This is a genomic window from Parabacteroides sp. AF19-14 (genome assembly GCF_003635485.1).
GTDB classification, from domain to species: domain Bacteria; phylum Bacteroidota; class Bacteroidia; order Bacteroidales; family Tannerellaceae; genus Parabacteroides; species Parabacteroides distasonis.
Genome location: NZ_QTMJ01000007.1, coordinates 85,209 through 106,856, shown reverse-complemented (window position 1 = coordinate 106,856; position 21,648 = coordinate 85,209). Strand labels below are relative to the sequence as shown.

Below are 21,648 nucleotides of genomic sequence, written 5' to 3'. Positions count from 1 at the left end.
CGAAAACAATGAGACATCTAATAATAATAAGCGCAATGGCCGGAGTTACTCTACTAACAGCTTGTGACAACGCCTTAAATGAGACCGATTATACTTATTCGATCTCAAGCGAGACATTTTATAATACTGTAGAAGAAGCAAATGCTGCGGTATTAGCACCGTTAGACGCAATGCGGTCAGCCTATAATTCAAACTTCTTCGCCACATTAGAGATCAATACAGAATATTGTTATCCAAAAGGAGTTTATCAAACATACAAACAATACAATGGCTTTGTGAACGCAACACATATGAATCGGAGTGATTCAAACTGGCAGAGCCTCTATAAGGCTATTATGTTCTGTAACACCGCTATCGAGCGGATACCTAACGCTACAAAGATGACCGAAGAGGAAAAGGTGGCCTATCTGGGAGAGTTACGCTTTTTACGAGGCTTCAACTACTTTAATCTCGTGAAATACTGGGGTGGTGTACCTTTGAAAACAGATAAAAATATCACAGAGTGGAATATTCCCAAGAGTAGCAAAGAAGAAGTATACAACTTCATAATCGAAGATTTAAAATATGCTTTAGATAATTGTCCTGACAAAAAACGTTATTTGGCTACTCCAGATAAAAATACCGTACGGGTCTGCCTAGCAGATGTATATATGCATACAGGAGATTATATCGAGGCAAAAAAGCTAAGTGGAGAAGTGGTGAACAGTGGTGCATACCAATTAGTACAAGTTGCGGAACCACGTGACTTTGACAAGGTATTTGGCGCAGACTTGACCACCTCTACAGAGGAGATATTCTACATCAAGACTTCACGTATTGATGGTAAGACATGGGACTACCTATCCTATACCTCACATCCAAAGTATGAGTTCGTTCCCGGTAAAACCATGTTAAATGGTAACGGCTATTACACGCACTATACAGACCTGCGTAACCATATCATCAAGAGCTGGGACACGAATGACCTACGTTACGGTATGAACATAGGTTTTTATGTATTCGGCAAAGACGCTTACGGTGAATATACTTGTCTACTCACAAAATATACGGATCCGAACGCACAAGGTAATGGCGCAAATGTATCTATTCCTTTGATCCGCTATACAGATGCTATGCTGATCTACAGTGAGGCTTGTGCCCGTGTTGCCAATACCCCAACTATGGAATCCATTGAAATGTTAAACCAATTGCGCCGACGTGCCTATGGCAAAGATCCTAAAGTACCTAATGCTGAACTGGACTATAAGTTGAGTGATTACGCCAGTATGACCGCTTATATGGATTTACTATTAAAAGAAGAGACTTATGAACACTTCAATGAGGCAAAGCACTGGGACTTCATAGTCCGTCAAGGTCGTGCTCAAGAACTGGTAGGTAAGTACTTTAATGTGGAGACCGGTGAATATACACAGATTCAAGAACGTCATTATTTATGGAAAATACCAGACAGCGAATTCAATTATAACAAAGCAATGGATCAAGTTAAAGATCAGAATCCGGGTTATACCAGCTCCAATTAAAAAAGAAAAAGATAAATTTGTAACAAACCAGTCCCGGGTTACTTACGCCCGGGACAAAACAAATCAGATATATTATGAACAGAAACAAATTTTTAAAGACATTATCCGCAGTCTGCATCTCCACTCTCTTAATCTCTTGCGGACAAAAAAAAGAACAGAAACCATTACGTCTACTCTACTGGAATATACAAAACGGTATGTGGTGTGGACAAGATGATAATTACGAGAAATTCACGACTTGGGTAAAACAACAAGATCCTGATATTTGCGTATGGTGTGAGGCTCAAAGCATCTATAAAAATGGTACCGCGGATCCTTTGGATTCCCAAGAACGTTTTCTGGTAGATAATTGGGGAGTATTAGCCAAACGGTACGGACACCCTTACTGGTACATAGGCGGACATCGGGATAATTACCCGCAGGTCATCACCTCTAAGTATCCGATCGAAAATATAAAAAAAATAATAGGTGAGGAGCCAAACCAAGTAGTAACCCACGGTGCCGGTTGGGCAAAGATCATTGTAGACGAAAAGGTTTTAAATATAGTAACACTACACACATGGCCACAACAATGGGCTTTTCGCACTGAAGACCAAGAAGCAAGTAAAGCTGAAAACGGTGGTGATAAATACCGTCGCATGGAAATAGAGTATATTTGTAAGCACACCATTGGTACTAGCACGAATGCTACCAACGAATATTGGATGATGATGGGTGACTTCAACAGCCGCAATCGCACAGACAACGCCATCTATCGATATCCGGAAGATAGTCCTAAGTTTTTGACGCAAGACTATATCGCTCAAGAAACACCTTATGTAGATGTCATCGCTAAGAAGTATCCAAATGAATTTAAGACAACAACCGGTAAAGAAGCCCGCATTGATTACGTATATTGTACACAGCCTTTGTTTGACATAATCCAGTATGCAGACGTAATTACAGATGAGTACACGAAGCCTGTACGTGACCCGAAAGAGCTATCTAATTTCTGGTGGCCATCCGATCATCGTCCGATTATTATTGATTTTGATCTGAGTAAATTAAAATAATACTATCAATAATCTTACCCAAGCTTACAAACTTTAATGTAAACTTGGGTAAGTATAAGCTACTTATTTAACGATCTGATACGAACCCGCACGATACTCGTGAGCTTGGCTTTCGCCCGGAAGTGTCACGAGAGCGACCGCTCCTTCGGGAATGGTGAAATCCCAAATCCACTGGTCTCCCTCATACTTCCAAGAACTCTTGATAATCCCTGCCGCCGAATTGTACTCCGCATTTACGAACTCCAGACGCTTATCGGGAATCGGCTTCATGATAATGCGCTTGAATCCTGGCTCCGACGTATCCGCAGAGATACCAGCCATGGTCTCCCACATCCATTCACATACACATCCATAGGCATAGTGATTAAAGCTGTTCATGCCTTGCGGTCCCATGCCTTTATCAAGCATATAGCTATTCCAACGCTCCCAAATCGTTGTCGCCCCATTATCTACCGAATACAGCCAACTCGGATTCTTGCGCTGGAAAAGAAGCTCGTAAGCGATATCACTCATTCCATTCTCCGTAAGCGTAGGCATCAGGATGGAAGTACCCAAGAAACCTGTCTGAAGGCAATTGCCATGCTCGGCGAAGTTGTCACGCAGTCGTTTCATCATGTTCTCCTTGGCTACCCCTTCGACCAGCTTGTTCTTCAAGGCGAATAGGGCAGGCGTCTGCATGGTATTGAATATCGCCGTCTTAAATTCTCCGTCAGCATTCAAGAATTTATCCAATATATACTGTTTCGCTTGAGCAGCCATCGCTTCGTATTTCTCGGCATCCCGTCCCGTCGCACGAGCCATATCGCTCATCATTCCGGCATCTATAAGCCAGTAATTCGCGCTTAGATAATTCCAATAATCATAGGCTTCCGGAAGCGTTCCGGATCCATCCTTCGCCGTATGTCGGCCGCTGCAACTCTCAAGCGGCTCGTAACTGAGCCAGTCGGCCCACTGGTAATTGCCATTCTCCGCGCTAAGGGCATGATGGTCATACTTGGTCTCGTTGATATGATTGAGATATTTCTCCATCGCCGCCCAGTTCTCATCGATAATCTGAGTGTCGCCAAATTGTTTCCAGACAACCCAAGGCACGATAACTCCCGCGTCCGACCAGCCCAAGCGGTTCATATCAGTAGGAGACGCACCGTATTGAGCCAATGGAGCGACACCGGGATACGCACCGGTTGGTGATTGTGTGTCACGCATATCACGCATCCATTTATGGAAGAAATCAGCGGTATTGGCAAAGAAAGTACCAGTCTCAGCAAATACCTGCGTGTCGGCGGTCCATCCCAGCCGTTCGTTGCGCTGCGGACAGTCGGTAGGAACCGAGAGGTAGTTGGAACGTTGTCCCCATAGGGTATTTGAGATCAACTGATTGACCAGTTTGTTGCCGGTCGTTATTGATCCGGTCTCCATCTGTTGGGTAATCGAGGAGACAGGAATCGACTGGATCGACCGGATACGCACCTCCTGATCGGCCGTGATCGATACGAAGCGATAACCATAGAACGTGCGATGAGGGCGATAGGTCGTATAGTCCTTATGATCCGCAAAGGTATAGTCGAGTAACATCCCGGTATCCGGAGTGCGTAGATTCAAGCGATGGCAACTACCTTCAGGCCCATCCATTCCTCGGCTCTTCGCACCATTTCCATCGTTCAATATCTCAGAAGGACGACAATTTAGTTGGGTACCCTCCTTTGCCATGAACTCGAAAGCAGGAACTGCCGCACAATTCTGGCCAAAGTCCACGACAAGTGTCTCGCCCGGATGAACTACCATTTCCTCGCCAGCCGCATATTCTTTCGTTATAACAACCTTTCCATAAGCATCTTCACTCTCTCCGGTGACCCCTTCATAGATAGGCCTTTTGAGGAGAAAGCGCCAAATCTTCACGAAAATAGACCTCACCTCCATTTGAAGGAAGTATCTCTCCCTCAAATTCCGTATTCTTTTCCGGTGTCGAAAGCTTATCGAGCGTATCGTATCCCGGTAACTCACGGGCATCATATTCCTCACCATCAAAGATAGCGGCATGTTTGACCGGTCCGGCGATCCCGGCTTTCCAATCGCTCGTATTGGAACCTAAGTACGCCTTGCTACCATCCGCATAGGTAAGCTCAAGCACTCCACGGAAAGCGACCTTGGTACCCACCATTCCTTGCTGGCCGCTGTATGTGATGATCTTATCGGCCCACCATCCCGGTGTCACCTGCACAGCGAAAACATTCTCCGCTCCCGCCTGTTTCGACAGGGCATTGCTTACCTCATACGTAAACGAACGCTTCGTCTTGTAGGGATGCGTAAAACCCGGTTTGAGAATCTCTTCTCCGATCAACTTCCCATTCACGTATAACTCGTACACACCCAAGCCCGTGGTCATCCAGCGTGCCGAGTTTATCTCTTTTTCATTCTTTACGACACTCACGAACCAAGCGGCACCATCGGCCGCACGTTCATTCGATCCGTTGATCTCACCCGTTATGACAGGTGCATTTGCCACGGATATCCATTCGGAATGGTTCCAAGCGGCATCATCCAATGCGGAGACACGCTTCCCCGATTCGTTCGTCTGATCGGTCGAACATGCATAGAGAGCCGCACAAACAACCCCTAAAAGCAATAGTTTTCGTTTTTTCATACGCATATTCTCTCTAATTGTCATTTACAGATCAAATCCGATATCCCGACGGAAATACTTCTTATCGAAATCGATCTGCTTAGCTCCGGCGAAAGATTGGGCCAAAGCCTCCTCCTTATTAGCTCCATACGAACTGACCGCGATCACACGGCCGCCATTTGTCAGGATCTGGCCGTCTACCAGCTTCGTTCCGGCATGGAACACTATATTGTTCGAGGATACGCCATCCAATCCCGTGATTACCTTATTCTTCTCGTAAGCCTCCGGGTAACCGCCGCTTACCAACATAACCGTAACCGCCGCACGAGGGTCCTGTACCAATGTACGAGCCGCTAAATCGCCTTCCGCTACCCCTTCCAGCAAATCAACCAAATCGCTTTGGATACGAAGCATGACTACCTCTGTCTCCGGATCGCCCATACGACAATTGTATTCTATCACCATCGGCTCATTCTTCACATTGATCAGACCCAAGAAGATGAAACCTTTATAATCGATATGCTCCGCTTTCAATCCCTCTACGGTAGGACGGATAATACGCTCGTCCACCTTCGCCATAAAGACCTCATCAGCGAAAGGAACCGGGGAAACAGCTCCCATTCCACCTGTGTTTAAACCCGTATTGCCCTCGCCGATACGCTTATAATCTTTCGCTACCGGAAGCACCTTGTAATCGTTGCCATCCGTCAAGACGAATACGGAGCATTCGATACCATCCAAGAACTCCTCGATCACTACCGTCTTGCTCGCGTCGCCAAACATTCCGCCCAGCATATCTCCCAACTCTTTCTTGGCTTCCTCCAAGTTATCGATAATCAGTACCCCTTTACCGGCAGCCAATCCATCCGCTTTCAATACATAAGGAGCGGAAAGAGATTCCAAGAACGCATAGCCTTCCTCTAGGTTTTCAGTGGAAATACTCTTATAACGAGCGGTCGGGATATGATGACGCATCATAAACGCCTTGGCGAAATCCTTGCTACCTTCCAATTGGGCACCTTCCCCACTCGGGCCGATCACGGGGATGGAGCTTAATGCCTCATCCTTCTTGAAATAATCATAAACACCCTTCACCAATGGATCCTCGGGACCTACCACGACCATATTCACTTGGTTCGCCAACGCAAAATCCTTGATAGCGGCAAAATCATCCGCTTTAATATCCACGTTGGTTCCTACCAACGCTGTTCCCGCATTACCGGGAGCGATAAATAACTTATCAACTTTCGGGCTTTGAGCGATCTTCCAAGCGATCGCATGCTCACGCCCACCAGAGCCTAATAACAATATATTCATATCTCTTCTAATTTTCAATTCTCAATTTTTCAAGTAATCATCGAAATACCTCGTAATCTTCTCATGCAAATGCGGACGGTCCTTACCGGTCACGTTATGCTCATGACGAGGATAAACAAAGTAATCCGGATAAGTATCAGCCTCTACGCAAGCCTTCAAGAAACCTAGGCTGTGTTGCCACACTACCACCGGATCGATATCCCCATGTATCATCAGCAGATGGCCTTTCAGATTACCGGCCTTCAGTTTCAGGTTCGCGTTCTTATAACCTTCCGGATTATCCTGCGGGCGATCCATATAACGCTCGCCATACATAATCTCGTAATTGCTCCAGTCAATAACCGGCCCTCCGGCCACGCCCACCTTAAAGATCTCCGGATAAGTCAGCATCAAGTTCGTTGTCATAAAACCGCCATAACTCCAGCCATGTACCCCGATACGGTCGGTATCCACATAAGACAAAGATTTCAGGAACTCGACACCCTTCACTTGGTCCGCCATCTCATTGATACCCAAATTACGATGAATCACGCTCTCAAAAGCATGTCCACGATTTGCCGAGCCGCGGCTATCCACGGTAAACATCACATAACCTCTCTGTGCCATATAGAGGTCCCAACCACGAGCCCCGTTTTGCCAGTCGCCCGTAACAAGCTGTACTTTAGGGCCTCCATATACATAGACAATCGTAGGATACTTCTTCGTCTCATCCAAATCCGGCGGTAAAGTCAACCGGTAATTCAAGCGAGTCTTACCATCGGCGGCAAGGATATGTCCAACCTTGATCTGCGGCATCCGATACAATTTAAAGGGATCCGGAGCGGAAAGTAAGGTAGAAATCACTTTAGCGTCCTTTACACGGATTAAATCGATATCCCTCGGGGTAGAAGGAGAACTTACATAATCAATCGCATATTCGCCGGAGGGACTCAGCAACCAACGGTGCACGCCCACTTTCCAACTCAAGCAATTCATGATATCACCCGTTCTCAAATCCGTCTCCCAAATATAACGTTGCATCCCCGTTCCTTGCATATTCGGAGATACGGGATGAGGTGCCGTTCCCTCGAAAATCACCTTATTTCCGTCTTTGCTAAAGCCTAGCACCTTGGTAACCACCCATTCCCCACCGGTTAGCTTCCTTAATTCCTTTCCAGTCGTATCATACAGATATAGATGGTTATAGCCATCCGCCTCACTCTGCCAGATAAACTTATCCGGATCGTTCGGCAAGAAGAGCACAGGATGCTGCGGCTCCACATAACAACGATCCGTCTCGGTAAACAGATCAGCCTCTTTCTTTCCCGTCAAGGCAGAGTACCGCACCAAATGCATCTCGTTCTGCTCACGATTCAACTCAGCGATATAAATACTCTTCTCATCCGGACTCCAAGCGATATTTGTTAAATATTTCTCTTTCGGCAAGCCTGTCTCCAACCAAACCGTCTGCCCGGTAGCTACCTGATAGACACCCACCGTAACCTCATGGCTCTTCATTCCAGCCATCGGATATTTATGAGGAACCGGCGTAGCGCAACGAGTATCGATATTCACCAGCGGGTAAGCGGTCACCATACGCTCATCCATACGATAAAACGCTAGAGCCGAACCTTTAGGAGACCAAAACATACCTTTCGTAATCCCGAACTCCCGTTGATGGACAGCCTGTCCGCATACGATTCCATCCTGTGTTTCACGTGTAACAATCGTATTTCGTCCATCCGGGGATAAAATATGCACATTGTTTCCCTCCGTAAAAGCTAAGTTATTCGTAGCCGGGCAAAAGTCATAATTCGCCCAGTTATTCTTCAAAGCATAATCAGCGACTACCTTATTTTTCTTATAGTCATAATGAATCCGGTGCTGTTTGCTAGTAAAAGCCAAGACCGAACCTCTTTCATAGGGTACCGAAAAGCTAGGCAAGGAACCAACCGTCTGCAGATTTGCCGCCGTCAAGGTCCCATTCAGTCTTTCCAACGAAAAAAGGACCTCTTCTTTTTTCCCCGGCTTAGCTCCTAACACGCTATCTCCCTTAACATATAAGTACTCGTCCCCGCACCATCGTAACTGTTTCAAGTCACGAGGTACGAAGCGGCTATACGTTTTTCCTCCCGGAATCAAGTCGTGCAAGGAGAGTTGCTTATCTTGGGCGGTAATCGACATCGTTAATAAAATCAGACATAGGCTTATGAATAAAGATGATTTAATCCTCATAATCATCATACCCTCTCCGTTTTATAGGCTTTATAGGTTTGCTAAATGGGCGCTTTCCATCCCGCTTATGATCGCCAAACCCTTTCTTACGGTCATCCTCATCCCGATAACGCATTTTCACAGGACGTTCTCCTTTTGGCTTGATCGGCTTACGAACCGGGGCATCCACGAATTTCTTGCGGACCGGACGGTCCTCTCCCCGATCCTCTCCAAAGATACGTTTCCCCGGAATGGAAGCGAAACGCTCCTCATCATCCTCGCTATGGGCAGCGGCGAAACGACGCTCCGGACGATCCACACGACCCGTACGGAAGTTTGGACGATCATTGCCTCTACGCTCGAAAGAGCCTTCCGATCTGTGCGGACGCTCCTCTCCATCCTCATTCAATGCCTTTTTGAAGTCCTTATTGGTTCCCTCAAATAACTCATAGCAACGGTATTCGCACTCCAAGGAACCGTTCATCAATTTGATCTTCTCGCTCGGGCGCAAGCCGATCTTATCGAAACATTCATCTTTATAGCTCAAAATCCAAGCCTTATATCCCATGAACACATGTTTCAAACGCTCGCCGATCATATTATACAATCCCAATAGATCACGAGATGATATACGCTCTCCATAAGGTGGGTTCGTCACCAATATACCTGGCTTCGGAGCCTCTGTATATTGTTGGAACGGTTTCACCTTCAGATCGATATATTTCATCAAGCCAGCGCTACGGATATTCTCCAAGGCGATATCGATAGCGGCTTGGGAAATATCGGAGCCATAGCAATGGAAAGCGAACTCACGCTCCCCGCTCTCATCATTATAAATACGATCGAACAATTCCTCATCATAGTCCACCCATTTCTGGAAAGCGAACTCTTTCCGATGGATACCCGGAGCGATATTCAAGGCGATCATGGCAGCCTCGATCAACAATGTACCGGAACCACACATCGGATCTACGAAATTAGATTCTCCTTTCCAACCGGTTTTTAGGATCATGCCGGCAGCCAACACCTCATTCAACGGAGCTTCCGTTTGATCCACCCGATAACCACGCTTGTGCAAAGACTCGCCGGAGCTATCGATAGATAAGGTACAATCGTTATGCGAAATATGGATATTGATATATAAGTCCGGGTTATTGACACGAACGGACGGACGCTTCTTGAACTTCTCGATGAAATAATCCACGATAGCGTCTTTCGTACGGTAAGCGACAAACTTCGAGTGATTGAAATCCTCGGAATAGATCACCGAGTCGATCGCGAACGTCTTGTCCAGCGACAAATACTTCTCCCACTCTACCTTTTTCACCTCTTTATAAACGGTATCAGCATCTTTGGCCTTGAAATGATAAATCGGTTTCAGAATGCGCAGGGCAGTACGGCAGTGGAAATTCGCTTTATAAAGCAATTCCTTATCACCCGTAAAGGAAACCATACGACGACCGATCTGCAAGTCGTTGGCACCTAAAGCTAATAACTCCTCGGCCAAGATCTCTTCCAACCCGTATAGGGTTTTGGCCACCATTTCAAATGTCTCGCTCATTTTAATTGAAAATTGAGAATTGAGAATTGAAAATTATTCCCAATTGCGTATTACGTTGTTTATTATTAATTATTCTCATTTCGCTCTCTGACATGCTTCGATCTCCTTCCAGCTACCCTCTTGATAATTTTCAATTCTCAATTTTCAATTGTGTAACCGTACTCCCTGCCGGTACATCCTCCGCTATCCAGACGTTACCACATATCGTAGCCCCTCTGCCAATCCGGATTTTACCGATTAAGGTGGAATTAGAATATACTGTCACATGATCTTCCAAGATAGGATGACGGGCTACGCCACGGATAGCGTTACCGTTCTCATCGGGGGGAAGTTTCTCTCCCGCCAAGCTGACGCCCTGAAAGATTCGGACGTAATTGCCGATCACGCTCGTCTCGCCGATCACCGTACCCGTCCCGTGGTCTATCGAGAAATGATGACCGATCTTCGCGCCCGGATGGATATCGATACCGGTCTCGGAATGTGCCATCTCCGTAATCATACGAGGAATATAAGGAACCCCGAGCTTATACAATTGATGGGCGATCCGGTAATTACCGATCGCCCGGAAACCGGGATAACAAAATATGACCTCACCTAGATTTTGAGCGGCGGGATCGCCATTGAAAGTCGCCTCCACATCCGTAGCCAGCAGACCGCGAATCTCCGGAAGCGTAGAGATGAAAGCCTCCGAAATAGCCTCTGCCTCAGCGGAGATCTTTTCTTCCGGGCAAGTCACGCAAGATGTATCCGCGAAACAAAGTCCCGCATAAACCTGCTTGGATAATAAAGAATGAAGAGTCTCAACATTTACGCCCGTATGAAAACGGATCGTCTGTTTACTGATACGGGCATTCCCATAATAACCGGGGAACAGGATCGCACGGCATAGATCGATGATCTCTTTCAGCACCTCGCCCGAGGGCAGCGCCTCCTCATCCCTGTACGCATGGAACAATTGTTTATACGATGCCTCATCCGACAGCTTCTCCACCGTATCGCCCAATACGCTACTATGCCTCTGTATATCCATTATTTGCGGAATATTCTTTATAATGCGCAAAAATAGTATTTTATTTGAGAACACCTTCACGAAGAGGCATCAAAAATACAGCCAACGACTAATATTACGTTCTATAGCGCTAAATTCCACGCCAACCTTTATCAACTTACGCCCATCCGCCTGATAAGGAACCAAATAACCTTTCTCATCGATTTGCCATATGGCTTCCTCGGCGGTTCCGTTCAACTTGAACTCAAAGACGTAAATGTATTTTGGTGTTTTAACCACCGCATCCGCACGTCCTCTGGCACTTCGCACCTCCGCCTCAGTAAATTGCCCCATCAACTTAAAGACCAAATAGAAAACCACTTGATAATGACGTTCGGTCTTATCGTTCAACTCATACGGGAAATCAGCGAAGAAAGCTTGGAGACGGGAAAGGAAAGCATCTATATCCTTTGTCCGTAATTCTTGTACAAATTTACCAATATAAAAACTCTGCTCTTCCTTGGAAATGGAGGTATAGTAAGGGACTAAGAAATTAATAAAACCATATTTTACTTCTTCGTTCGGAAATTCCAATAAATAATTACGAAATTCCCGATCATAATCCTTTATCGTCAAATATCCACTCTGATAAATCAACGGAATCGGATTATTGGTGTTTACTCGATATTCAGTGAATGAAGCAGCAGGCGCCTCGATACCATCTATCAAAAGCCGTAAATCATAATTACTTTTACGGAGGAGGCTCACCAAAAAGGTCGGCGTACCCGTCTGAAACCAATAACTCTCCAACTCCAGCTTATTGAACGCATTCAGTATACTGAACGGATTAAACACTCCCACTCCATCTTGATGGAAATGATACCCATCATAATTACGTTCCATCCGCTCTACCACCTCAACAAACGACCAATTATTCTTTTTCCCGAAGGCTTCTATCTCCGGTACAAAATTCGTCGCTAACTCTTCCCGTGTTATGCCACAAAGCGTTGCGAATTGCCAGTCCATGCTAATATCGTTCAACTGGTTCAAGTCACTAAACACGCTAACTTGAGAGAACTTTGTCACCCCGGTTAGGAATACAAAGCGCAAATAGCGATCCGCACTTTTCAACACCCCATAGAACGCTTTCAACATTAGGCGATACTCCTCTTGCAATTTCTCATTATCAAATGATTGCAAAAGAGGCTTATCATACTCATCCACTAAAACGACCACCCGTTTTCCTGTCTGTTCACAAATCAAGCGTAACAAGGTAAACAAACGGTCATCAATCGTCTCATCCGCATCACTAGAACCATATATAGCCTCGTAAACAAGCAACTGCCTATCCACAAGACGAATCAGATCCTCCCCTGTATCAAATTTCTTGGCATTCAAATCCAAATGGATCACCGGATACTCAATCCAATCCTGTTCCAACCGTTCGATAGCCAATCCCTTAAACAGATCTTTTCTTCCTTTAAAATAAGCCTCAAAAGTAGAAAGCAAAAGGCTCTTTCCAAACCTACGGGGACGACTTAGGAAAAACGGTGTCTCCAACGAGGCCATCCGCCACACCCATTCCGTCTTATCCACATATACATAATTCCCTTCCCTTATCTTCTCGAAGGTCTGTATACCTATCGGCAGTTTGCGTACGATACTGTTTGTCATTATCTTTTCACTTTTGTTCCAAAGATAATTACTATTCTTGTCTTCCACAAGTTATTTACATCTCCAATCAGGAACTCGCTTTCGAGAAAACGGGGTTTCAGCCTGTCAAGAATATCATTTACAACAGGTATTTTACCACATCCAATACTCCACTTTCATCTTGGGCCAAGGCGACCAAAAAGCGATCGGAGGAATCTACGGCGATCCTCTTTATTGAACGATCAAAATTCAATTGCTTCTTTAACTTGCCATCCCAAGAAAGAACCAGCAATGTGGATAAATTAGAAAAATCCACAGAACCATCGTACAAGCAATATACATACTGATCCGTACCGAATATATCGATAAAGCATTTCGTCGTTCCAAGAACATCCACTTGGGTGTCATTTTTCTTCAATAAAGGCACGATAGGTTCCTTCCCATACGTAAAGCTCCTTTGATAAGTTCCCTTCAAATCGTAAAAATCAATTTGGTTGAAGAAACGCAAGGCAGCAACCACACTGTTTTGCCGCTCATTCACACAAAGATTAGGCAAATAAGCGACGTGCTTACAAGAACGATACGTTCTTGCTACTTTTGGTGGCTCCACCCAATAAATTCCCTCTTCCCGATTCGCATAACAGAAAGGACCATAAACATTTTTCTCTACGATCGGAACCGCATAAACTTCTTTCGTGGTGACATTATAATGCGTAGAGGGAACAAGTTCGGGTATTAGTATATATTTCCGATCAAAACGCAAAGAATCCGCCAGCACCTGCATCTTATTAAATGTAAGTTGGTTATCCACGATCCAGAACTCATCCTTTCCGGCGGGTTCTTTTGTATTTGACTTCATAAACTCCGGATTAGAGAAATAAGTGGCACCATATCCTTTCAACGCAAACGCATGCAGGTGCGACAAATCATCTTTGTCGAATACTTGAATGATCGTATCACACCCACGAGCCAACAACACCAAATAAGACTCGGTAAGACCAATCCCATCATAGCATACACCAGAATCCCCTTTCATTAACAAATTTCCCTCCAGCCGTTTTTCTTCTCTTTCTGCATCGGAACAAGCGAGAAGAAACAAAGCGAAGAATACAATAATCCCATACAATACTCTCATGACCTTTCTATTTTAAATAAACATAAGATCGGATTATCGTCCTGTGTACGATTCTCCGCTATCCGTCTCAAATCCTCATAATGTATCTGATTACGCAACAGCACCGTCGAACTGATCTTCCCGATAAAATAATCTTTATACACTCCGCAAATACCGTAAAAGCCTGTCAACCCCGTAGCCCTTATGAAGTTGGGGAACGCATACGAGAATGCCTCTTTCCTATCCTTGTCATAAAATCCGAAGTAAGTTACCTTATCGCACATATAGGTCGCATGCAGGATCCGTTCGGTCTCCAGCAGCCCAAAAGAATTTACATAGCCGGAGCGAAACAGATCGCCAGAGAAATCTCTCCCGCCTCTCCCTTTCTCCTTGACATACTCGATAGGAGGCATACTTTTATCTCCGAAGCGAACTTTATAAGCAGGCTCCAACATCCCGTCCTTCACTTTCCATACTTCGGGGGTAAAGGGGAAATGCGCATACCAATCCCCAGCAAAGGCATGCAACGTCTTGCTCCCATTGATCGTATGGCCGGACGTGAAATAAGCCGATCCCAACAATGCGTCTTGCTCTCCTTTCCTGTCCGTGGCTTTCAGATAGAAGTTTTCCCTTTGCGGTGTCGCAAATCCCAAAGGATAATACCAAATCCAATTCTCCTTATCCAAAGGGGCGCAGTCCACAAAATAATCAGCTACATCTTGCGTGGATATATATTGATAGGTATCCAGATCATAACGCAATAAGGCCGTCCCACCAAAATCCACCAATGTCAAGATTCGCTCTTTCTCATCCACGAAAAAGTGAGTTAGATAAAGATACTCTTTCGGCCCTTGTCCCCGCAAGCCTACACGAGTAATAAAATTTCCTTGATCACTGAATACAAAAAGCGCATTTATCTCATCACTTCTATCGAATACAAAAATACGATCGTCCACCCAGCAAACCCGGTAGAGATCTTTTAACAGCACGCTATCCTTCGTCTCCAAAGGAATGAATCTGCATTCCAAATGTTCCTGCAAGCCAACCGCACAATCGTTTCCGAAATCCACCACGTCCCACTCTTCCGATCGATTCTCGCATGCGGTCAAAATGGAAGCCACACTTATCATCACTAAATAATATAGTTTTCTCATGTTTTTCATATTAGATTCAGACCGCTAATATACGTAACTTTTTGAAATACGCCAACTGCACAAGTTTTCCTAAGCGCACAATCGGAATTCACGAGAAGTACTACTTCCTTGGCCTATGAAGTATATCTCCTAGAGCACTTGAAGTATATATTCTACAAAGGAAGGAGTAGTACTGGGAAAAAGGCCTGTTGGGATATAACCCTAAAAACTTTCGATAATTAGAAGGGGATACAGTGCTTATTTTCCACATAGTTATTGTACATTTTTCCAAATGCATTTAAAACCTCATTATCTGTTTCCCAAAACACGTACGTGTTTTCACAAATTCTCGTACGTGTTTCCGGAAAAACACGTACATGTTTTTCCGGAAACATCATCAACTTTTTATCAATCTGATTATAAAGACATTATCAATACGTATATTTTAAATACTTACTGTATTTTTCACTATCAACAAAATACCTTATGGTTATGATTTTTGAAGCCCCAAGAAGGCTTTATTTACGAGCTTATCGACTTCCTTATACAGCCGTTGTATTTCCTTTGTATCCAATCCATTTTGCTCCCACTCCGTCTTATGAGCGTCGAATAAATCGAAAATCCGGTTCTCTACCGCACGAAGCTGTTGGATATAACCAGATTGGTCATCATTCCATAACAGTTGCCAATGCAAATACTTTTGGCCGTTACCACGATGTATGGAGTAGACATTCTTCTGTAATTGAACGGAATACCAATCTAATAGGGCTGTTTTATAGGATGCGTCGTAAGTAACTAAAGCGCTTTGCTCCTTTCCCATTTTCACCCAAAGAGGAATAGCGACAGAGGTAGGAGGATATCCCAAGGCAGTCCACATCGTTGTCAATTCCGGATTCATACCGGATTTTACGCCTTGGATTACGATAGAAGCCGTACTTTCTAGACGGGGGATGAAATCCTGCTCCACAAACCAGCCTGTACGATTGTTCGGACTTTGCTCTTTGTCCATCAAATCGATATCCAGCAAGCTATTATAAAAAGAGCGGGAAGCCTGTTGAAAGATACGCTGAGGAGTAAATCCTCCGTCCCGCATTTCCTTAAAGATCTTTTTCGCGTTCTCATAACGTACATACCCTTTGCCTTCATCCGTACGCCCCTCGAAAGAGAAATTCGTATAAATCAAGTAACCTTCCGGCGCCAGATTCGGATCATTCGCGTCTTTCTTATAATATCGCTCATTATTCGTCTCATAATAAGCCGCGCCACCATAAGCATCGATCACTCCGAAATTAGCCTCCACACGCATCGGGCGAGGCAAGGTATCCAAGAAATGCTCGAAATCCTGCACCGTCTTACAGACTCTCAAGGCTTTTCGCATCAAGTTTCCCTCTTGATCCATCTCCTTTATATCATCGTCTTTCAAGTTATAAGAAGCCGTATTCATGATAGAGAAGCCCGTCTCATTGCTTCCGGTCCACACGGCTCCCTCCGGATCATCGCTATTTACCAGCCCCAGAAAACGATAGCCACCTTCGTCAAAATAACCGATATGGTTATACGGAGCGCCGGTATCCCGGTGTTTCCACATCAACGGACGCCCGTCAGGAGTAGCCTTTCCAGTGATTATAATGGAGGTACAAGCCTTGTCAACCACCGGAAAACAAAGACATAGAACGAATAAAAGAAGTAGTTTTTTCATATCATTTATTGATTTAATAAGATTTCTTATGGGGAGCGCCAAATTCCTTACAGCTGACCTCGTCTATATCTACCGTCCAAATCTTCACGTTACGGACCGCCGGATCGCTATAACGGAAAGTCTTATCGGAATATTGCTTCATGATAATATCCAAGGCTTCCACCTTCTTGTCGAAATCCTCTTCGTAAGCGACCTTTCCCCAAGCGATCACGCTCTTCGAACGCATACGGTAGCTACAAGCTACCTCCGGGTGCTGGAAAACCAAGGCATGGTCAATACTAAACGTAATACAGACTTTCGGATTACGTTCCAATATAGAGATGCTTCGTCCATCCTGCGCCGAGTGTAAATAAATCACGCCATCCTTATAACCGAAATTCATCGGTAATACATAAGGCGTTCCATCTGTATCCGCCATGCCCACAAAGCAAACATCGCTCTGACGGATAATCGATTCGATCTGTTCCTTGTCCGTGTGTATAAGTGTCTTCATATTCCTTATGTTTAAATCTAACTTGATGCAAAATTAAAAAAATCATCTGTTTCTGCAACCCTTTATAACCCTCGCTCGTCTATTAAGAAAAGAACCTAAAAAATTAAAGACGATGAAGACGAGAGTATCACTTTTTATATTCTGCATACAGATGATCGCGGTTTGCGGATTCGCCGCCGATCGACGTATCGATGGAAATGGAAATCCGGAAACCCGGGAGATAAAGATTAGCGATTACGACGAGATTACGTTCGTTGGCTCCGCTGATTTCGAGTATGAACAGTCGGATAAAGCGCCTTATCTATCCGTAACGATCGATGAGAACTTATTTGATTACCTCGTGACCGAAGTAGAAGGCGGTACGTTAAAGATCTATCCGAAATCTATCAAGAAAGGTTTTAATAATAACTCCTACGACTTGAGGCCGACCGTCTACAAGATAAAATCCAACTCCAAGGAACTAAAAGAGTTGAATACGGTAGGTTCCGGCAGTTTCATTATCAGCAAACCGACGAAAGTAAACCGGATGGAGATCAATATGGCCGGTAGTGGAAACGTTGAGTTGAGAGGCCCCGTAAAAGGTTATAAGCTCGAATGTAACATGGCCGGTAGCGGAAATATCATCGCCAAGGATATACAGCTGGACAACCTATCTTGCAGCCTCGCCAGCAGCGGGGAAATCGAGGTAATAGGAACCGTAGATCGTGCCTCATTCAATGTAGCGGGAAGTGGTGAGATTAAAGCCTTTGACTGCCAAGCACGTAAAGCAGAGTGTAATATCGCCAGCAGCGGCGAGATCAGCGTATATGCCACGCAAATCTTGGATGCTAATATCGTAGGTAGTGGCGAGATTCATTATAAAGGAGATCCGGAGATCAGTAAGTCTATCATGGGTTCCGGCTCGATCAACAAAGTCAAATAAACATTTAATACATACGAACGATGAAAACAAAATTAGTAGCGGTAATAGCCCTTATCTTTTGTGCCTTCATGGCAGAGGCTAGTAAAGTAGAAGGAAATGGGAATATAATTACGAAAGAGATATCGGTAGATAACTATAGCGAGATCGAACTGGGTGGAAATATCGAATATTCCGGCAATAATTTTTGGGGAAATAGAAGCAACAAGAAATTCCCGGTATTCAAATATACGCATGGACGAAGCGCTTCCTTGAAAATTACGATCGACGAGAATCTATTCCCACTCCTCTCGATCAAATCCAATAACGGACGGTTAGCTATCCGCATACAAGACGGGACCCGTATCAAACCGACCCAGTATGTAATCGAAGGAAGCTCGAAGACTCTGAAATACTTAAAGACTTCCGGCCCGATGGATTTTGAGGCGCAGAACGCTTTTTCCGAGGATCAACTGGAAATCAAGATTTCCGGCTCCAGCGACGTAAAGTTCCCACATAATGTGAAATTACGATTAGGTGAGTTCTCGGTATCCGGCTCCGGCGATCTGGTTTTTGAAGATTTGGACTGCAAGAATCTTACCAGCAAGGTTTCAGGCTCTGGAGACATCACCTTGAAAGGTAAGGCGGACGAGGCCCGCTATTCCGTATCGGGCAGTGGAGATATAAAAGCATACGACTTATCTGTCAATGATTTGAGTTGCTCGGTAAGCGGTAGTGGAGATGCCCGTGTTTATGCCAAAGATAACATGAACCTATCGGTTTCGGGCAGTGGAGACATCCGCTATAAAGGCCCGGCAAACGTGAATAAATCAAAGTCCGGCTCTGGCTCCATCCAAGGTGCGAATTGATCGAACACACACATTATTTTAAAATACACACATTATCAAATTTAAAAAAGCTACTGGATGTGATATCCGGTAGCTTTTTCTTGCTATTTTTGTAACCAACTCTTTATTTATAGAGTCTAAATTAAAAAGTAGAATCACAAAAACGATACTTATGAAAACAAAGGCTATCTTATTAATGGTATTTTTCCTAGGATGGGTCACTACCGGTTGGGCCGCAGATCATGTAAAAGGCGATGGTAAATTGACCTCGAAAAAGATTTCTGTCGCCGATTATAACGAGATTAAGGTGGATGGCGTAATTGATTTCAATTACGAGCAGTCTGACGCTCCCGCTACCGTGGAGGTTACCGTAGACCAGAATCTTCATCCCTATGTCAATATCGAGGTGAAGGATCGTGTCTTAACCATCGCTTTCAAAGGAGCGAAGGTAGATCATTTCACGAAGTTTATCGTAAAGACGAATTCTAAATGGCTTGCCGCCGCAAAAGTTTCCGGAAATGCCAACTTCATGGTAAACAGTCCGCTTACCGGAGACGAGACCGTTATTAAGGCGAACGCCAATAGCTTGGTGCAACTGAAAGAGACAGTTACGGTCGGTAAACTGGATTTGAATGTATCCGGTAGCGCAAATATGGTTGTCAATCATCTGGAAGCCGACAAGATCGAATGTGATATCGATGGCTCCGGCTCTATAACGATCAAGAAAGGTAACGCGAAAGAAGGAGACTACAGTATCGTCAGCAGTGGTGATATACACGCTTTTGGGTTAGCGGTTCCTCAGCTAAGTTGCAAAGTAACAGGCAATGGCTTAGCGGAAGTACATGCTACCGATAATTTAAAGGCCAACGTAATCGGTAAAGGAAATATCCGTTACAAAGGCCCGACAGCAGTTCAACAGAGAATAATCGGTAAAGGTACCGTAGAAGAAGTAAAAGAATGAAAACAAGAATTATATACCTATGTCTGCTGGTGATCTTTTCTACGACAGGTTGTATCAGTAAGAATGCTCGAAAAGGTATCAATGGGAACAAGAATATTGTTACCCGTACCATTCAAGTAGATGATTTCGAGGAAATACATCTAGGGTCCAATATCGAATCGGCGAAAGGCATCAATCCGTTCAACAAGAAGAACCGTGCGATATGTAATTACACCCAAACAGATGGCGCCTCCTCGTTGGAGATCAGCATGGACGAGAATTTGTTTGACTTATTGGATATAGAGAATAAGGATCACAAATTAATCATCAAGGCTAAATCCGGCAAGAAGATCTGTCCGACCCATCTGGTATTGAACACAAGTTCCAAGAACCTGAAGGAAGCGGGGATCAGTGGCAGCATCGACTTTATCGCCGATCAACCGCTACAACTGACAAATACGTCTTTTTATATCAGTGGCGTAGGCGACGTGAAATTAGCTGATTTATCTTGTGATACTTTCAAGGTAGCTATATCCGGAGTCGGCAATATTTACTTGAATGGAAACATCAAGAAAGGCAAATACTCCGTATCGGGTGTAGGGCACGTATATGCGTTCGATTGCCCCGTTGAGGATCTGGAATGCGAAGTTTCAGGTGTAGGAGGAATGGAAGTGAACGCTACCCAGAAATTAGACGCTAGCACTTCTGGTGTGGGAAGCGTTAAATATAAAGGCAATCCGGAGCATACGCAGAAATCCGCCTCCGGTGTCGGAAAAATCAAACAAGCAGATTAATCATCCCAAAAATCAATTAGATGAAAAAGATATCACTTTTATTCCTTATATGTGGCTTATTTCTAGTAAGCAGCTGTATCCCTACACAAACCATAAAAGGAGACGGCAATATCACCACGGAAAACATCCCGGTTTCCGAGTATGACTGTCTTGAGTTAGAGGGAGGAGGCATGGTCGTGAATTACACGCAATCCGACGCTCCTGAATGTTTGGAAATAAAGACAGACCGGAATATCTTCGAGAAATATGAGTTTAATGTAGAGAACCATAAGCTTAAGATCCGTCCGAAAAAAGAATTCAGGAAACATACGAATTTCCGTCCGACCGAGTTCATGGTTACGGCCAACTCCCGCAATCTAAAGAAACTAGCGGCGGCAGGCAGTACCCATGTAAATATAAATTCCCCTCTACAAGCCGAGGAGTTCGAGGCAGGATTAGCCGGTAGCGGGATTATCCAATTCCACGACACGGCCTCTTTTACAAACCTGAAGATAGAGATCGCCGGTAGCGGAGATTTCGTTGGCCATAAAGTGTATTGTGAGGAATTAAACGGGGATATGGCCGGGTCTAACACGATCGTTCTAGGGGGAACCGTAGGCATAGCTGAATTCTCGATCGCCGGTAGCGGTACAGTACGTGCTTTCGATTGTACCATGGATGAGCTTGAGTGCAAGATTGCCGGTAGTGGAGACATAGAAGCCTCTGTCGTAAACAAAATCAAGGCAGAGATAGCCGGTAGCGGTTCCGTAAAATACAAAGGAGATCCCCAAGATATCCAAAAAAAGGTAATGGGCTCCGGTAAGATCGAGAAGGTGGAGTGAT

The 21,648-nt window shown here is 44.7% G+C and carries 16 protein-coding genes and 1 pseudogene; 7 read left to right on the top strand and 10 right to left on the bottom strand.

The features are described 5' to 3' along the window. Nucleotides 1–8: 8 nt before the first annotated feature. A complete protein-coding gene (locus DWX33_RS09265) occupies nt 9–1,520 on the top strand; it encodes a RagB/SusD family nutrient uptake outer membrane protein (RefSeq protein ID WP_233570152.1) in 1,512 nt (503 codons plus the stop codon). A 74-nt stretch (nt 1,521–1,594) separates the two neighbouring features. Further along, nucleotides 1,595–2,572, top strand: coding sequence for an endonuclease/exonuclease/phosphatase family protein (locus tag DWX33_RS09260; RefSeq protein WP_005863587.1), 978 nt, complete (start codon nt 1,595–1,597; stop codon nt 2,570–2,572). A 63-nt stretch (nt 2,573–2,635) separates the two neighbouring features. Here DWX33_RS09260 and DWX33_RS09255 read toward each other — a convergent pair. From DWX33_RS09255 to DWX33_RS09210, 10 genes and pseudogenes are all read right to left on the bottom strand, one after another. Then, a pseudogene (locus DWX33_RS09255) lies at nt 2,636–5,240 on the bottom strand (family 78 glycoside hydrolase catalytic domain). Then, nucleotides 5,241–6,512 (bottom strand): phosphoribosylamine--glycine ligase, encoded by a 1,272-nt coding sequence (gene purD / locus DWX33_RS09250; protein WP_122369503.1) that lies wholly within the window; start codon nt 6,510–6,512, stop codon nt 5,241–5,243. Between the two features lie 21 nt (nt 6,513–6,533). Then, a complete protein-coding gene (locus DWX33_RS09245) occupies nt 6,534–8,735 on the bottom strand; it encodes a S9 family peptidase (RefSeq protein WP_122380246.1) in 2,202 nt (733 codons plus the stop codon). Then, on the bottom strand, nt 8,716–10,266 hold the full coding sequence (locus DWX33_RS09240; RefSeq protein ID WP_005863595.1) for a class I SAM-dependent RNA methyltransferase: 1,551 nt from the start codon (nt 10,264–10,266) through the stop codon (nt 8,716–8,718). The genes DWX33_RS09245 and DWX33_RS09240 overlap by 20 nt, the downstream gene beginning before the upstream one ends. Before the next feature lie 130 nt (nt 10,267–10,396). Further along, a complete protein-coding gene (locus DWX33_RS09235; RefSeq protein WP_005860231.1) occupies nt 10,397–11,296 on the bottom strand; it encodes a serine O-acetyltransferase in 900 nt (299 codons plus the stop codon). A 69-nt stretch (nt 11,297–11,365) separates the two neighbouring features. Beyond that, nucleotides 11,366–12,928 carry an ATP-binding protein gene (locus DWX33_RS09230; RefSeq protein WP_057329487.1) on the bottom strand — a complete coding sequence of 521 codons (1,563 nt, stop codon included), beginning with the start codon at nt 12,926–12,928 and terminating at the stop codon, nt 11,366–11,368. A 118-nt stretch (nt 12,929–13,046) separates the two neighbouring features. After that, nucleotides 13,047–14,042 carry a BF3164 family lipoprotein gene (locus DWX33_RS09225; protein WP_122380245.1) on the bottom strand — a complete coding sequence of 332 codons (996 nt, stop codon included), beginning with the start codon at nt 14,040–14,042 and terminating at the stop codon, nt 13,047–13,049. Next, complete coding sequence (locus DWX33_RS09220) at nt 14,039–15,175, bottom strand: 6-bladed beta-propeller (RefSeq protein ID WP_057317246.1); 1,137 nt, start codon at nt 15,173–15,175, stop codon at nt 14,039–14,041. The genes DWX33_RS09225 and DWX33_RS09220 overlap by 4 nt, the downstream gene beginning before the upstream one ends. 469 nt (nt 15,176–15,644) lie before the next feature. After that, complete coding sequence (locus DWX33_RS09215) at nt 15,645–16,853, bottom strand: hypothetical protein (RefSeq protein ID WP_122380244.1); 1,209 nt, start codon at nt 16,851–16,853, stop codon at nt 15,645–15,647. Nucleotides 16,854–16,866: 13 nt separating this feature from the next. Further along, the gene (locus DWX33_RS09210) at nt 16,867–17,346 is read right to left on the bottom strand and encodes a pyridoxamine 5'-phosphate oxidase family protein (protein WP_005860241.1); all 480 of its coding nucleotides are present in this window, start codon (nt 17,344–17,346) and stop codon (nt 16,867–16,869) included. A 112-nt stretch (nt 17,347–17,458) separates the two neighbouring features. On the opposite strand from DWX33_RS09210, the gene DWX33_RS09205 reads away from it, so the two are divergent. From DWX33_RS09205 to DWX33_RS09180, 5 genes are all read left to right on the top strand, one after another. Then, nucleotides 17,459–18,268 (top strand): head GIN domain-containing protein, encoded by an 810-nt coding sequence (locus DWX33_RS09205; RefSeq protein ID WP_008773133.1) that lies wholly within the window; start codon nt 17,459–17,461, stop codon nt 18,266–18,268. Nucleotides 18,269–18,288: 20 nt separating this feature from the next. Then, entirely contained in the window at nt 18,289–19,113 is an 825-nt protein-coding gene (locus tag DWX33_RS09200; protein WP_005863610.1) for a head GIN domain-containing protein, read from the top strand. 151 nt (nt 19,114–19,264) lie between these two features. After that, a complete protein-coding gene (locus DWX33_RS09190; RefSeq protein ID WP_057317243.1) occupies nt 19,265–20,053 on the top strand; it encodes a head GIN domain-containing protein in 789 nt (262 codons plus the stop codon). Further along, a complete protein-coding gene (locus tag DWX33_RS09185; protein WP_008778985.1) occupies nt 20,050–20,826 on the top strand; it encodes a head GIN domain-containing protein in 777 nt (258 codons plus the stop codon). The genes DWX33_RS09190 and DWX33_RS09185 overlap by 4 nt, the downstream gene beginning before the upstream one ends. A 20-nt stretch (nt 20,827–20,846) precedes the next feature. Then, the gene (locus DWX33_RS09180) at nt 20,847–21,647 is read left to right on the top strand and encodes a head GIN domain-containing protein (protein WP_122380243.1); all 801 of its coding nucleotides are present in this window, start codon (nt 20,847–20,849) and stop codon (nt 21,645–21,647) included. Nucleotide 21,648 lies beyond the last annotated feature (1 nt).

Coding starts and splice junctions, on each gene's coding strand:
- DWX33_RS09265 (WP_233570152.1), top strand. CDS start 9: ATGAGACATCTAATAATAATAAGCGCAATGGCCGGAGTTACTCTACTA.
- DWX33_RS09260 (WP_005863587.1), top strand. CDS start 1,595: ATGAACAGAAACAAATTTTTAAAGACATTATCCGCAGTCTGCATCTCC.
- purD (WP_122369503.1), bottom strand. CDS start 6,512: ATGAATATATTGTTATTAGGCTCTGGTGGGCGTGAGCATGCGATCGCT.
- DWX33_RS09245 (WP_122380246.1), bottom strand. CDS start 8,735: ATGATGATTATGAGGATTAAATCATCTTTATTCATAAGCCTATGTCTG.
- DWX33_RS09240 (WP_005863595.1), bottom strand. CDS start 10,266: ATGAGCGAGACATTTGAAATGGTGGCCAAAACCCTATACGGGTTGGAA.
- DWX33_RS09235 (WP_005860231.1), bottom strand. CDS start 11,296: ATGGATATACAGAGGCATAGTAGCGTATTGGGCGATACGGTGGAGAAG.
- DWX33_RS09230 (WP_057329487.1), bottom strand. CDS start 12,928: ATGACAAACAGTATCGTACGCAAACTGCCGATAGGTATACAGACCTTC.
- DWX33_RS09225 (WP_122380245.1), bottom strand. CDS start 14,042: ATGAGAGTATTGTATGGGATTATTGTATTCTTCGCTTTGTTTCTTCTC.
- DWX33_RS09220 (WP_057317246.1), bottom strand. CDS start 15,175: ATGAGAAAACTATATTATTTAGTGATGATAAGTGTGGCTTCCATTTTG.
- DWX33_RS09215 (WP_122380244.1), bottom strand. CDS start 16,853: ATGAAAAAACTACTTCTTTTATTCGTTCTATGTCTTTGTTTTCCGGTG.
- DWX33_RS09210 (WP_005860241.1), bottom strand. CDS start 17,346: ATGAAGACACTTATACACACGGACAAGGAACAGATCGAATCGATTATC.
- DWX33_RS09205 (WP_008773133.1), top strand. CDS start 17,459: ATGAAGACGAGAGTATCACTTTTTATATTCTGCATACAGATGATCGCG.
- DWX33_RS09200 (WP_005863610.1), top strand. CDS start 18,289: ATGAAAACAAAATTAGTAGCGGTAATAGCCCTTATCTTTTGTGCCTTC.
- DWX33_RS09190 (WP_057317243.1), top strand. CDS start 19,265: ATGAAAACAAAGGCTATCTTATTAATGGTATTTTTCCTAGGATGGGTC.
- DWX33_RS09185 (WP_008778985.1), top strand. CDS start 20,050: ATGAAAACAAGAATTATATACCTATGTCTGCTGGTGATCTTTTCTACG.
- DWX33_RS09180 (WP_122380243.1), top strand. CDS start 20,847: ATGAAAAAGATATCACTTTTATTCCTTATATGTGGCTTATTTCTAGTA.